We start from the raw sequence: 13,264 nt of genomic DNA on the forward strand, positions 1-13,264 counted from the left end.
GATGGTCATCATGGCAGCGCAGCCCGACCGAAGCTGGATGGTTCTGCCGGGTGCCGTGATGCCCTGCGACCGACGGGCCTTGTTCTGGGCGGATCTGCCCCGCGATGCGGTCTGCGACCCGGCCTCTTCCCCACAACAGCGCGTGGCGATCTTCTTCCCCGCGGCTGCGCCGCTCCTCGCGCAACAACAAGATCGCCACGCGCCGTCCTTCGCATGCGCTGCGGCCTGATGGTGCGGGTTGGCCGTCCCGGGGCTCCAGATCGCCACAAGGCCGCGATGGTCGCGGGCTTGAACACAGCACAGGAGTTCACACCATGTCCCAGATCGGTTCGTTCACCCTCAGCAATGACGGCACCTACACCGGCACCATCAAGACCCTCGCCATCGACGCCAAGGCGCGTCTCATCCCCAGCGATCCCGCCGCCACCAGCGACAAGGCGCCCGACCTCAGGGTCATCGTCTCCGGCGTCGAGATCGGTGCCGCCTGGCGCCGGACCTCCAAGGAGGATCGGACCTACCACTCGGTCAAGCTCGACGATCCCTCCTTCAGCGCACCCATCTACGCCAACCTCTTCGAAGGCGACGATGGCAAATATGCCCTGATCTGGTCGCGCTGATCGACACCGCGGCGCCCCGGTCACAACGGGGCGCCGCGCACATCACCCCGGTATTATGTGGGGCGAAAAACCACAAAAGCCCCGGAATACCGGGGCCGCCGGCACACAACTCCGCATAATCCCGCGCTACGCATAATCGACATTATGCGGTGCACCGCATAACGCCGAGTTCGGTGCGGCATGGAAGAAGACTTCGCGGGAGGGCCGCGACTACCACTCCGTCAAGCTCGACGACCCGAGCTTCCCCGCTCCGATCTACGCGAGCCTGGTCGAGACCGAAACGCAGGGCGAATTCTCCCTCATCTGGTCCCGCCGCGCCGCCGAGTGAAATCGGCACCAAGCAAAAGAGAAGCCCCGTCCGGTGGACGGGGCTTCGCCATGTTCAGATCCGCCACCGCCCCAAACATAGTCAGTACGATGCGGCAGGCTAGGCCTTGGCAGCAACTTTGCGCAGTTTCTTAACCGCAGATTTCGCGACAACCGGCGCGGTCGCCGCGGCGACCGCGCGAGCAGTCCGTTTCGGTTTGGGCGTCACCGCCGGTGCCGGCTCTGCTGCCTTGCGGCCGAGCCCGATCGCCTTCGCTAGCACCGAGCGAGCGGCAGCATAGTTCGGCGCCACCATCGGATAATCGGAAGGCAGGCTCCACTTCGCCCGGTATTCGTCAGGGCTGAGATTGTAGTGCACGTTGAGGTGCCGCTTCAGCGATTTGAACTTCTTCCCATCCTCCAGGCAGATGATGTAGTCAGGCGTCACCGACTTCCGGATCGATACCGCTGGTTCCAGTTTCACCACGGGTTCAGCCGCAATTGTGACGATCCCTTGCAATGCGGCATGAACGTCGCCGATAAGCTTTGGCAGTTCCGCGACCGGCAGTGGATTGTTCGACACATAGGCGGCGACAATGTCGGCGGCGATCGACACGATATCTGTTTGGCCGTCTTGTTCGGGTGAAATGGTCATGCAGTTTTCCTCTTGTCTCATCGGACGCACTAAAGACGTGTGATTTACCCGTTCCGCCAATTTGGCAAATAGTCCGTTTCCTTTCTACAATCCACTCCTCTCGCCAATATTGTAATGGCAAGCTTCGTTTTCATCGTTCTGATCGATTGCGGATAACCTTGCCCATAGCCTTCAGGAAAGCGAGGGGACTTTCCCTCGCTTCCCCGCCAATGCCGTCTGTTGCAGAGCAGGGCCGCCGGCTCGCAAAGCGGCTGACTGATCCAACAACTCTCGAAATCATTTCCGTCCGCTCCGCTCGACCGCGCAGCCCGGCTCCGCGCGACCGCATTGGCCCCCATCACTCCCGCGCGCTCACGCGCCCCCGGAAGGCATGCCGGGGGACATGCCTTCGGCTTTGACGGAAAAGGATTGAGAGCAATGAACATGATCACGAATACCAACGTCACCGAGAATGGCCAGCAGCCTGTTTCCGGCGGATTTCGGGTGGACATCTCGCGCGGCGAGCGCGTCGGTCGCGTTTCGTCGGAATGGTTTTCCCGGCCCAATGATGAGCGCTATCTGTCGCTTACCGAACTCTACGACGCTGTGCGCGCCCGTGCGGATCACGCCACGGCTCGGACTGTGGAGAGCCGCGCGGTGAAGGTCGAGGCAAGCCGCGAAAATGCGGAGCGGCTTTCGCTGATTGTTCCCGGACAAGAACAGCCGATTGCGCCTACACATTGGAGCTTCGGGCAGTTGTGCAGCCTTGTCGGTGCACCCGCTACCTACATGCGCCAGCTTCCCGCGCCGCTGGCTGGCATCAACCTGCAGCACGGCCTGCTTTCTCATCGCGCCGAGCTTGTAAAAACCCTGGAAGCAGAAGACGGGCGGGTCGAGCTTCGCGCCGTCACGGGCCCGGATTATGGCCGCATCTGGGATCATGAACTTGTCGCTGCCGTCATGAAGATCGCGGGCAACGGCACCGGGGACACCATGTGGAAGGTGCCGGGCGTGCTGGACTGGGCAACCATGACGCACAACCCCTTTGTCGACATCACCAAGGACACCACCACGCTTTATGCCAGTGACCGCGACGTGTTCCTGTTTCTGGTGGACGATACCCACCCCATCGAAGCGGGACGCCTGCCCAACGGAGAGCCGGATTTGTATTTCCGTGGCTTCTATTGCTGGAATTCGGAAGTTGGCAGCAAGACGCTTGGCATCGCCTCTTTCTACCTTCGCGCCGTTTGCATGAACCGCAACCTTTGGGTGCGCCGTGTCGGCGCGATCAATTGAGTGAAGGAGACTTCTCAGGAAACCAAGAATTGCCTGATGTCCACCCGACTTACCTTGGCCAGAAATGGCTGCGACCGGGAAACCGGCAGGGGACAATAGCATGTTGGGAAAAGGCGTCATCCGGGCCGAAACCATTGTAGGCCATCGGGACGTCAGGGCAAGACGTGCATGGTGAATGCTGGATTGCGTGAAGCCCAGATCAGAGACTTTATGCGAGTCGTGACGCAGCAATGGTTGACGCGTCATGCCGTGCGAAGGGTGGGGTACCCCATGAGACCCACCTAAACTTGGTCGCACGGCTCACCCCTCGTCGAGGGGCCAATGATCGAACGGGCCACCTAACCACGTCGTTTCTCACTGATCGCGTAAACACGGGATCGCCTAAGCGGGCATCTCTCCGATGTCCCGTAGGGCGACGGAGCCGCCATAGTAGCCAAACGCCCGGGGTAATGCCCGGGACAACCATCCAAGGATGGACATGCACGGGTGAAACCGACCGGGCAACCGGATGGGGAATCCTCACTGCATGGGTGAAGGGCGGCGCGTTTGCTGGGTCTTTCAACTTCATGACGGAGGTTTGCTGATGCAACCGCACACCGTAGAGAAGAGACTGGACTCAATCATCGACCTGTCTCGTCAGGGAAAACGTATCAACGGCCTGTTCAGGCTGCTTTCGGCTCCGACCATGTGGGAAAGAGCCTACGAGCAGATCGCTCCCAACAAAGGAGCACTGACACCGGGCGTCGACCCCCAAAACACCCTTGATGGCTTCTCGCTTGAAAGGATGCAGGAGGTAATGGCGTCCGTGCTGGACGGTTCGTATCGTTTCTCTCCGGCGCGCAGGCAATACATCCCCAAGGCCAACGGGAAGAAACGCCCGTTGGGCATTCCCACTGCCGACGACAAGCTGGTGCAGGCGGCCGTAAAGATTTTGCTCGAACATGTCTACGAGCCGATCTTCTCGGAACAATCGCACGGCTTCCGCCGGGGGCGGTCATGTCACACGGCCCTGACCGAAATCAGGCGCACATGGCATGGCATGAAGTGGCTGGTCGAGGTCGATATCGTCGGATACTACGACAACATCGACCACGACATACTGCTCGGTTTGTTGCGCAAGCGTATCGATGATGAGCGATTGTTGCAGCTGATCGGGCGGATGCTCAAGGCCGGCTATCTCGAAGACTGGAAGTTCCACAAAACTTTCAGTGGAGCCCCGCAAGGTGGCGTGATCTCGCCGATCCTCGCCAACGTCTACCTCCATGAACTCGATCTGTTCGTGGGAGAGATGAAAGCACGGTTCGACAAAGGGCAGGGAAGGCGACGCAGTGCCGCCTACCTTGAAGCCTCAAAGCGGATCCAAATCCGACGCAATATGATCAATCGACGGCGCGCCAATGGCAACGAGGAAGAGATTCCCCGGCTGATCGAGGAAATCAGGGAGTGGGAGCGGCGACGGCTCGAAAAGCCGTCCGTCGATCAGTTCGATCCGAACTACCGCCGACTTCGCTACTGTCGCTACGCCGATGACTTCGTAATCGGCGTGATCGGCAGCAAAGAGGACGCTCGCCGTGTCATGGCCGAGGTCAGAACGTATCTGGCCAAAACCCTGAAACTGGAGGTGTCCGCGGAGAAAAGCGGTATCAGGAAAGCTGACGAGGGAGCCATGTTCCTCGGCTACCAGCTGAAAACATACGGCGATGGTCGCACCAAACGTCTCATGCAGCGCAGTCGTGCTGTAACGAAGCGTGTGCCCGGAGACCGGATGCAGCTTCATGTGCCGGTGGATAAGCTCGCCCGCTTTGCAGAACGCAATCGCCTCGGAAATCTCCATACCAACCGTGGCGAGGCTCGATGCGAAGTGATCAACAACTCTGACGTTGCCATCCTGACCGGATACAATGCGATGTTGCGGGGGCTGGCCGAGTATTACAAGCTCGGCACGCTCTGGAAACAGCAGGTCGGACGGCTTCACCATCTATGGTGGTGGAGTTTTATGAAGACCCTGTCCCGTAAGCATAAGTGCTCGGTCAAGGTGACGGCAGAGCGGCTCCGGAACGGGGATCGCCTCGGCCTGTGGTATGAAGGCAGCCAAAAGCGGCGCTTCATGCCGATGTTCCTCCTCAAGGATGTCGAGCCCATGTCGGCATCCCAGCACGTCGATCATCAGACGCAGACGCATATCCACTTTGCTGGCCGAACCGACTTTGTCGATCGGCTTAAGGCGAGGGCATGCCAAGCGTGTGGGACGAAAGACGTGCCGGTGGAGGTGCATCACGTCCGAAAAATGAGTGACATGCAGGGCACCACGCTGTGGGTCCGGGTCAAAGCTGCACGCACGCGCAAGCGTGTTGTGCTCTGCCGCGACTGCCATGTTGCACACCATGCTGGACGGTTACAGGCAAGACTTGATCGTATGAATGCAAGCGTAGGAGCCGGATGATGGGAAACTATCACGTCCGGTTCCGTGGGAGGGGTAGAGGTCAAGCCCATCGGGAACCCTCGCCCCTACCCGACGGTGTTGAAGGTTTCGAAGAAATCAGCATCCGGCATTCGAAGTTTGCGGCGCAGCGGTTTGCCCATGAGGCAGCGCCGGCCTTGACGAGTTTTGCAAACTCCTCGCCGGCGCCGTTCATCGCCGGCATCAAGTCTGCTCGCGAGAAGATCGTCGCCCGCAGCGATGACGACCGCGAAACGTTTCTGCGCAAGCGCGGTTTCTCCAAGGCCGAAACCGGCACGATCATCGAGGCCGTTTTGCACGAAGAAGGCAGGCCGCCCGAGAGCATCTTTGATTTCGTGCAAGGCATGACCGCGCACGCCCGCACCAAATCCCATCAGGACAGTCGGCTTGAGCTTGAAGGGAAAGCGAAGGCTTTGCTGGAAAAGGCGGCCTGACCGTCCGACACTGCGCGGTCGGACATTCGGCCGCGCAGATGTTCACGCAATTTGCGGTCGATCCGCGAACGCGGATCGACCGTCGCGGCCGGCCTGGCGGCCGCCGCTCGCCGGGCTCCGCCCGGCTCGCGATGCGACTGCGGTCATGTTGGCTGTCGAATGCATTTTCGGACTTATGTACCGCCCCCCGGTCCGCAACGATCTGCTAAGAGCTACCAGCGTCGACTTACCGTTTTGATATTCTGATGAGCTCGCATGGGTCCACGTTAAGCGCAGCGGCGATTCTGCCGAGAACACTGACGCTGGCCGAAACTCGAGCACGCTCGATCGAACCGACGTAACGCATGCTCAACCCAGAGCGGGCTGCCAATTCCTCCTGCGTCACATCCTGATCATGGCGCAACCGACGCAAATTGATCGCCATGATCTCCTTGAGATCCATGACGACTACGGACCAGAAGAGGAACTATCGTTCTAGGAATGATCGTTCCTATTCGCTATAGTCAGAGGCCAATCTGAAGAATGGTTCTGTTGAAGCGGGACAGTTCGCACTGTGCTTAAACCTCTGCTCGATCCCGATGTCGCCGACGTTGCGCCGGACGCCTCCATCCTGACCGGCTACGACGAGGAGCGTCTCCTCACCTACATCCGCCTTCTCGATGCCGCAGCCGAGGACGCTGATTGGCGCGAGGTGGCCAGAATCGTTCTGCATATCGATCCCGAGAAGGAGCCCGATCGCGCTTTCAGGGCTTGGGAAACACATCTCGCTCGGGCTCGTTGGATGACGACCAACGGCTACCGGTATCTCCTGGCTGGCGGTGCACCACACTAGGCACTCGAACGCGGAGCTGTGTTGATTCAGCAAAGCGGTTTGCCGACTCTCTGACTACCCAAGCGAACTGTCGTCTCGGAAGCTAATTGCGAAGCTCGCGACCGAACGCGGGCCTCCGAAGAGGACCGTTGCCATGTCGCGGAGCGATTGGACCGATCCGGCGGGATACGAGCACATGCGCGGCTATGAAGCCGCCGAATTCGCCGCCGAGTATCTGATCCGGAACGATGATTTCGTTGCCGAATGCGACCGGCTGGCACACCGCCTAGTTACGGTAGGAGAACTCGCCGGCTCGCCCGACTTCGCCGCTCGCTGGGGCGCCCGATTTCACAATCTCTGCTGACGAGCGTCTATCACCCGAACATATCGTCTGGACAGAACAGGCCTCACCGCGAGTTCTTCGCGCGACGAAGTTGGCAGCTTCCGCGGACTCTTCGCGGCCTGCCGTTCGACTTGCTGAACTCAGCACGGCCCACACCTTGACCGAGGCGGAGCAACGTCATGTCGTGTGGCCAGGCGCTTCCGAGAAGCACCACATCCTCATCGATACGCCGGGCGGCGCCCAAAGCATCGATGCCATGGTGCTACGGCTCGACGAGAACTTCGAAACCCGTCTCGACGCAGCCCGCCGGTTCTGGCGTGCGCTGAACGGCCGACCGCCCGGTGTCCCCTATGGCTCCCTGCCGCAACAAACGAAGCTGAGGCATATCCTCAATCTGCGCGCCCATGATGCGAGGCGAGCGAAGGCGGCCTACCGGCGGATTGCCGAAGAGCTTCTGTCCCGCGATCCCATAGCTGCGCGCGACTGGCGCGACCATCATCTTCGCCACAAGGTGCGAGCGATCCTGCGCCGCGCCGACCGCCTGGTCGCGGGCGGCTATCGTGACCTTCTGCTCTATCCCCAAAGTCGCAGCCGCAAACCGGTCCGCTGAGATCCTTCGGCAAGGGGTAGCAGAAACATGCGCCCCGATCTTTGCCCTCCCTGCCTTTTTCTCAATTCGGCCATCGTCCGTTTCGCGCGTCCCGGCAGGCCAGGACGACAGCAGAACCGAATGGAGATCGAACGATGTCGAAGGGTCCCGCGGACGCGCCCCAAAAATACCTCCGGACGAAGGAAGCGGCGCCCATCGTCGGCCTCTGCGCCCGGACGCTGGAAAAACACCGGACCTACGGCACCGGTCCCAAATACCGCAAAGTCGGCGGCCGTGTTCTCTACGACATCGACGATCTGCACGCCTGGATCGAGCTGGGTGCACGCACGTCTACCAGCGATACCAACGCGACCTACGTTCCGCCGGCCAAGCCGCACGCGGCCCGCGCGCCGGCTTATGCCGGCAAGTCGCGCTGAGACATCCTACTGCGGATATGGACATGCGGCCACCACCAACAGACCTCGAACCCATCGCGCTTTTCCATGCGCGGCCCGGCAAGATGGCGTTGCGCGATGCGCAGGACTTGATGGCCTGGCCATTCTTCTCATTGGCTAAATCGCGCCGCATCAGGCCGATCGATTTCCGCATGGGCGAAATCGCCATCCGCGTCGAAGCAACGATCGAGCATGGCATGGCGACGATCTGGGATGCGGACATCCTGATCTGGGCCGCCTCGCAGATTGTCGATGCCCGTGACCACGGGCTGCGAACCTCGCGCATGATGGCGGCAACGCCACATGAGATCCTGACCTTCGTCGGTCGCGGCACGTCAGCCCGGGAATATCTGCTGCTCAAGGCGGCACTCGACCGGCTTCAGTCGACCACGGTCGCCACCTCGATCCGCCAGCCGACCGAGCGGCGCATGCACCGCTTCTCATGGATCAACGAATGGAAGGAGCGGGCCGACCATCGCGGGCGACCGCTCGGCATCGAGCTCATTCTGCCCGACTGGTTCTACGCCGGCATCATGGTCGACGCCTTCGTACTTACGATCGACCGGGCCTATTTTGATCTGACCGGTGGCATCGAGCGCTGGCTCTATCGCCTTGTGCGCAAGCACGGCGGACGACAGGCGCATGGCTGGTCGTTCGACCTGCGCCATCTCCATGTCAAATCCGGCAGCCTGTCAGCCTACAAGCGCTTCGCTTTCGAGGTTCGCGGCATTGTTCGCCGGCAATCGCTGCCGGGCTATCGGCTCACGCTCGGTATGACTCAGGCCGGCGCGCCGCTGCTGACTTTCAAGGCCTGTCACCGGGATCCGTTCAACCGCTTCGGAAAGACTAGGACGACGGAGGACAAGCTGTGAATCAACTCGTCATTTCAGGAACCCGGCGGCACGGGATTTCGGGAACCCGATCCTCGTCATTTCAGGAACCCAAATCGCGATCATCCCATGGAATCGAAAGCCGAAATCGCGCCTCTAACTTACCTAACTTCGAATCCTTCGGATTCTTTCTAACGGAGCGCGCGGTTCCGGAACCCTGTGAACGACCTCCGCAACTCGGCCGCCGGTTCGCCTACAGAGCGATCGAAAGCCACTCCCATCTCGACGAGACGGGAGCGCGGCCGACCACCTCGCACGCCAATGTAGCAGCCAGTTTCTCGCAGTGGAGGACGATATGAGCGAGCTCACCCATGTCGAACTGCTCTGGCTGAAGAAGCGGACCGAGAACTACATTCGCTTCGGCAAAACCGTCGAGAACAGGATCATCGACAAAAGCCGCCGCGTCGTCGCATTCGCGCCTGGCAGCATCTTCGCCTTCGTTCGCTGGACGGCCAACGATTTTGGCACCATCGCCTCGCGCATCGACATTCTGCGCCCTGTCGGTGCCGGCAAGCGCTGCTCGACAGTCGCCTATGTGCGGCCCGGCGCCGATATCCTGCTGACCGTCATCGGATGGCCGAACGTCGAGCGAGTGCTGCAGGTCATCGACGGCATTGAGGCGATCGGCATCGATCCCGTCGACGTGTCCCCGGAATACTGGCGTCACGTCCACAGCCGGCTTGCCGCACGTGAGAACCCACGGCCGTACACTCGCCAACGCCATGAGGCGTGGCTGCTGCGCCGCCGGGTCGAGCCATGAACGCGCGTGGCAAGATCGTCGCGGCAATGCTCGCCGGCGCGGCATTTATCGTCGCTCCTGCCTTGAGCAGATGTACTCCGTGGTTGATCTGGAACGCGTCAGCGAGCGTGCCGATCGGACTCTATCGCGTAGAGCCAGGTCACGGGATCGGTGTCGGTGATCTCGCCGTCGTCATGCCGGCCGAACCACTGGCCGGCTTCCTCGCTGAGAGACAATATCTGCCGCGCGGCGTGCCGCTCTTGAAGCATATCCTGGCGCTCGGCGGTGAAACCGTCTGCCGCCAAGGGACGGCGATCATCGCGCATGGCAAGACCTATGGATATGCGCGCGAGCGCGACAGTCGTGCTCGACCACTGCCCGTCTGGAAGGGCTGCCGTGTGCTTGTCGACGGCGAAGTGTTCCTCATGAACTGGGACGTCGCCGACAGTTTTGACAGCCGCTATTTCGGCCCGCTTCCAGACACCGCCATCGTCGGTCTGGCTGTTCCCGTCTGGACCACCAACCGTATTTTCCCGGCACCGGATGCTTCCGGCGAACCGGCTTCTGGCGAGCCGTGACGGCTCGTTCCCCTCACCACGAAAGGATATCGGCATGAGTCAGATCGGCATTTTTACCCGCAACGACGACGGCTTCTTCGGCAACATCTGCACGCTGACGATCGATGCAAAGCTCGCCATCCTGCCTATCGAGAAATCGGACGCCGAACACGCGCCCGAACACCGCATCTACTGCGATGGCGTCGAAATCGGCGCGGCCTGGGATCGCACGGGCGAAAAGGCTGGCGCCTATCTCTCTGTGCTCATCGACGATCCGTCGTTCACACAGCCAATCCGCGCCAACCTGTTCCAGGTCGCCACCGAACAGGACGTCTGGAACCTGCACTGGAGCCGGCCGTCGAAACGCGAAGAGCGAGCCTGAGTTCTATGTTCCGATCGCGCGTCATCAAGCTTGCCCAGGCAAACCCTTTGATCGATCGGGCGCCGGTCAAACCCTTCGACCCGATCGCCGATCAGGCGGCCGTCGCGCGCAGCGGAGGTCAAGGGCGGCCGGACGCTTCTCCATCGATTGAAGCGTTGTTTGCGCTGCCACGCATAGGAAGCAGGTCCGGTCGGCGAAGCCTTGCCCTTGGCGGAGGCGAGCGCGGCGGCAGGCTGTCGGCGTGTCGGGACGGTGGTGCGCGCGCCATCAATCTCCAATGCACCGCAATTCTCTCGGTATGTGCGTTGCTCATGCTTGGTTCTGCGGCCGGCGCGGCGGAAGCACCGTCACCACCCGTGCTAAAATCCTGCGCCGGAAGAGCAATCGTGACGAGGGGCGACTGGTCCGCTTACGTCTGCGAGGCGGCCAAACGTTTCGATCTTCCGGAGCGCTTGATCCGCGCGGTGATGCATGTCGAGAGCATTGGTGATGTCGATGCCGTCTCCCCGAAGGGGGCGATGGGCCTGATGCAGATCATGCCCGCCACATGGGAAGAACTGCGCATCAGACACGGTCTCGGCAACGATCCGTTCGAACCTCGTGACAACATCTTGGCGGGCGCCGCGTATCTTCGCGAGATGCTTGACCGGTTTGGTCCGAAGGGTTTTCTCGGCGCCTACAATGCCGGACCTCAACGCTATCAGGAGCATCTTTCCAAAGGTCGGCCGCTGCCCCGAGAGACGAGCAACTACGTCGCGAAGTTTATGCCACTGATCGAGGGAGCTGTTGAGATTCCACCCCGCTCGCGAGGATTGGGAAGCAGGTCGAGTGCAGATCATTCGCAGCTTTTCGAGCGCGGCGCTGCTGCCATGAACGACGCCGCTTCGCGTGGCGACGGAGGCGTTGATCGCATCGACCAGACTGTTTTCACGGAAATTCGTTCAGGCGACATGCCGTCACGGATCGGCACTGCGGTGGACGATCTAACGGCGCTTGAACCGCCGTCGGATATTGCACCCGAAGAAGCTCGTCCCTCACTGAAGCTGGGTGCCAACAACCTGTTCATCCCGCGACCTCTCGGTGCGTCGCGATGATCGCCGGATTCATCGCAAATCGCACTCTGGCTTGTTGTGTCGCGGGATTGGCGGCGGAAGGGTGGGTGACCGGGGAAGTCGGGGAGGGATTGCCGCCCGTAATCGGGGCGGGCGCCTGGCCGGACGGCAAAGCTGTGGGCCGAATGCGGACCGGCTGGCCGAAGGCGACGACTCGGCGGTTAATTCTGCGCCTGAGAAACGACGCAGGAGGCGCACCATGGAATTCTTTGCAGGACTGGACGTGGCGATGGAGGAGACGGCGATCTGCGTGGTCGACGATCATGGCGAAGTGCATCTGGAGACCAAGGTGGTGACCGATCCGCAGGCGATCCTGAAGGCGCTGAAACCGTTCGTGGCGCGGCTGCGACGAGCCGGCCACGAGGCGGGGTCGCTGTCGCCATGGCTGCATCCGGAACTGCTGAAACTCGGCCTGCCGGTGGTGTGCCTGGAGACCAGGCATGTGCGCGCCGCGATGTCGGCGCAACGCAACAAGACCGACGCCGCCGACGCGCTCGGCATCGCCCATATCATGCGCACCGGCTGGTTCCGCAGCGCTCATGTCAAAAGCGAAGACTGCTATCGGCTGCGGCTGCTTCTGACGCAGCGCCGCACGCTGAAGCGCAAGTTTCTGGACATCGAGAACACCATCCGCCATTCGCTGAAGGCGTTCGGCATCCGTCTCAAGGGTAGCGGCCGCGGCGGCTTCGACAAGGCAGTGCGCGAGGCGGTCGCCGGTGACACGCTGACCGAGGAACTGATGGCAGCCATGCTGTCGGCCCGCGCAGCATTGTGGCAGCAGTACAGGAAACTGCACGAGCTGGTGGTCAAGGTCGTCGCCGGCAGCGAGCTGTGCCGCCGCTTCATGGCCATCCCCGGCGTCGGTCCGGTGGCGGCGCTGAGCTTCATGACGGCGGTCGACGATCCGTCGCGCTTCCGCCGCTCGCGCGATGTCGCGGCGTACTTCGGGCTGACGTCGCGGCGCTGGCAGTCTGGCACCTCGATCGACGTCCAGGGCCGCATCTCTAAGGCCGGCGATGGCGATGTGCGGCGTGCCCTCTACGAGGCCGCATCAGCGCTGCTGACGCGGTTCAAGGGCAGGGACAGGGTCAAAAGCTGGGGCCTGGTGCTGGCCAAACGCGGCTGCCAGCGCAAGGCGACGGTCGCGGTGGCGCGCAAGCTGGCGGTGATCATGCATGCCATGTGGACGGACGGGACGTTTTATGCCGGCGATCCGGCGGCCAGTGCGGCGGATGTCGCGGCGCGGGCGCATCTGAAGGCGCGCAAGCTTCTGGGTGCGCATCGATGAACGCGTTGTCTGCAGAACGAATGCAGCGTCTCGTGATGATGACGAACGTCGACTGAACACAAGGAGCTCCGCTGCGGCGGATGAGGACTGGTGCAGACCAGAAACGACGGGAAGCACGTTATCTTGCCTGCGGCCGGCCACGAAAGTGGCGCAACGGACCGCGCTGGATTGCCTGTGACGATGCCCCGTGGGTTCGATGGAAAAGTGCGCCGCGACGGTTCGAGCGCTGCTTTGTTGCAGCCCAGACACCCCGTCGACGAGCGCGGAGGATTGCACGGCGCACCGGAACTCTCGCCCTTCGCACAAAAGCCTGTTGCGGAAAGCTCTGAACTGTTCTGGAGTACAAAGAA

General features: G+C 61.5%; 15 protein-coding genes and 3 pseudogenes. 16 read left to right on the forward strand and 2 right to left on the reverse strand.

Translation table 11 applies throughout. The features are described from left to right. Position 1 precedes the first annotated feature (1 nt). From ACFOJ9_RS06205 to ACFOJ9_RS06215, 3 genes and pseudogenes are all read left to right on the forward strand, one after another. Positions 2-229, forward strand: coding sequence for a hypothetical protein (locus ACFOJ9_RS06205; protein WP_378977682.1), 228 nt, complete (start codon positions 2-4; stop codon positions 227-229). 85 nt (positions 230-314) lie between these two features. Beyond that, positions 315-617, forward strand: coding sequence for a DUF736 domain-containing protein (locus tag ACFOJ9_RS06210; RefSeq protein ID WP_378977672.1), 303 nt, complete (start codon positions 315-317; stop codon positions 615-617). Positions 618-783: 166 nt separating this feature from the next. After that, positions 784-945, forward strand: a pseudogene (locus ACFOJ9_RS06215) (DUF736 domain-containing protein); the annotation flags it as partial. A 99-nt stretch (positions 946-1,044) separates the two neighbouring features. Here ACFOJ9_RS06215 and ACFOJ9_RS06220 read toward each other — a convergent pair. Next, positions 1,045-1,578, reverse strand: a complete 534-nt coding sequence (locus tag ACFOJ9_RS06220; protein WP_378977687.1) for a MucR family transcriptional regulator — start codon at positions 1,576-1,578, stop codon at positions 1,045-1,047. Between the two features lie 417 nt (positions 1,579-1,995). On the opposite strand from ACFOJ9_RS06220, the pseudogene ACFOJ9_RS06225 reads away from it, so the two are divergent. The 3 genes and pseudogenes from ACFOJ9_RS06225 to ACFOJ9_RS06235 form a co-directional block, all read left to right on the forward strand. Next, positions 1,996-2,826, forward strand: a pseudogene (locus ACFOJ9_RS06225) (DUF932 domain-containing protein); the annotation flags it as partial. A gap of 610 nt (positions 2,827-3,436) precedes the next feature. Continuing rightward, positions 3,437-5,296 (forward strand): reverse transcriptase domain-containing protein, encoded by a 1,860-nt coding sequence (locus tag ACFOJ9_RS06230; protein ID WP_378977689.1) that lies wholly within the window; start codon positions 3,437-3,439, stop codon positions 5,294-5,296. 74 nt (positions 5,297-5,370) lie between these two features. After that, a pseudogene (locus ACFOJ9_RS06235) lies at positions 5,371-5,748 on the forward strand (DUF932 domain-containing protein); the annotation flags it as partial. 226 nt (positions 5,749-5,974) lie between these two features. On the opposite strand, the gene ACFOJ9_RS06240 reads toward ACFOJ9_RS06235, so the two are convergent. Next, positions 5,975-6,190, reverse strand: a complete 216-nt coding sequence (locus ACFOJ9_RS06240; RefSeq protein WP_378977691.1) for a helix-turn-helix domain-containing protein — start codon at positions 6,188-6,190, stop codon at positions 5,975-5,977. A 111-nt stretch (positions 6,191-6,301) separates the two neighbouring features. Here ACFOJ9_RS06240 and ACFOJ9_RS06245 point away from each other — a divergent pair, with 111 nt between their 5' ends. From ACFOJ9_RS06245 to ACFOJ9_RS06290, 10 genes are all read left to right on the forward strand, one after another. Beyond that, positions 6,302-6,580 carry a DNA -binding domain-containing protein gene (locus ACFOJ9_RS06245; protein ID WP_224585392.1) on the forward strand — a complete coding sequence of 93 codons (279 nt, stop codon included), beginning with the start codon at positions 6,302-6,304 and terminating at the stop codon, positions 6,578-6,580. 133 nt (positions 6,581-6,713) lie between these two features. Further along, positions 6,714-6,923, forward strand: a complete 210-nt coding sequence (locus ACFOJ9_RS06250) for a transcriptional regulator domain-containing protein (protein WP_378977694.1) — start codon at positions 6,714-6,716, stop codon at positions 6,921-6,923. 163 nt (positions 6,924-7,086) lie between these two features. After that, positions 7,087-7,512, forward strand: a complete 426-nt coding sequence (locus ACFOJ9_RS06255; protein WP_378977696.1) for a DUF2285 domain-containing protein — start codon at positions 7,087-7,089, stop codon at positions 7,510-7,512. A gap of 134 nt (positions 7,513-7,646) precedes the next feature. Further along, positions 7,647-7,928, forward strand: a complete 282-nt coding sequence (locus ACFOJ9_RS06260) for a helix-turn-helix transcriptional regulator (protein WP_378977698.1) — start codon at positions 7,647-7,649, stop codon at positions 7,926-7,928. Positions 7,929-7,945: 17 nt separating this feature from the next. Continuing rightward, positions 7,946-8,818, forward strand: a complete 873-nt coding sequence (locus tag ACFOJ9_RS06265) for a replication initiator protein A (protein ID WP_378977700.1) — start codon at positions 7,946-7,948, stop codon at positions 8,816-8,818. A 313-nt stretch (positions 8,819-9,131) separates the two neighbouring features. Then, positions 9,132-9,596, forward strand: coding sequence for a DUF2840 domain-containing protein (locus ACFOJ9_RS06270; protein WP_378977702.1), 465 nt, complete (start codon positions 9,132-9,134; stop codon positions 9,594-9,596). Then, on the forward strand, positions 9,593-10,153 hold the full coding sequence (locus ACFOJ9_RS06275) for a S26 family signal peptidase (protein WP_378977704.1): 561 nt from the start codon (positions 9,593-9,595) through the stop codon (positions 10,151-10,153). The genes ACFOJ9_RS06270 and ACFOJ9_RS06275 overlap by 4 nt, the downstream gene beginning before the upstream one ends. A gap of 34 nt (positions 10,154-10,187) precedes the next feature. Continuing rightward, on the forward strand, positions 10,188-10,514 hold the full coding sequence (locus ACFOJ9_RS06280; RefSeq protein WP_378977706.1) for a DUF736 domain-containing protein: 327 nt from the start codon (positions 10,188-10,190) through the stop codon (positions 10,512-10,514). Positions 10,515-10,519: 5 nt separating this feature from the next. Beyond that, positions 10,520-11,608, forward strand: a complete 1,089-nt coding sequence (locus tag ACFOJ9_RS06285; protein WP_378977708.1) for a lytic transglycosylase domain-containing protein — start codon at positions 10,520-10,522, stop codon at positions 11,606-11,608. Positions 11,609-11,825: 217 nt separating this feature from the next. Further along, positions 11,826-12,914: an IS110 family transposase gene (locus tag ACFOJ9_RS06290; protein ID WP_378977710.1), complete on the forward strand. Its 1,089-nt coding sequence runs from the start codon at positions 11,826-11,828 to the stop codon at positions 12,912-12,914. Positions 12,915-13,264: the final 350 nt, after the last annotated feature.

This window comes from Mesorhizobium cantuariense (assembly GCF_042647205.1).
GTDB classification, from domain to species: Bacteria; Pseudomonadota; Alphaproteobacteria; order Rhizobiales; family Rhizobiaceae; genus Mesorhizobium; species Mesorhizobium cantuariense.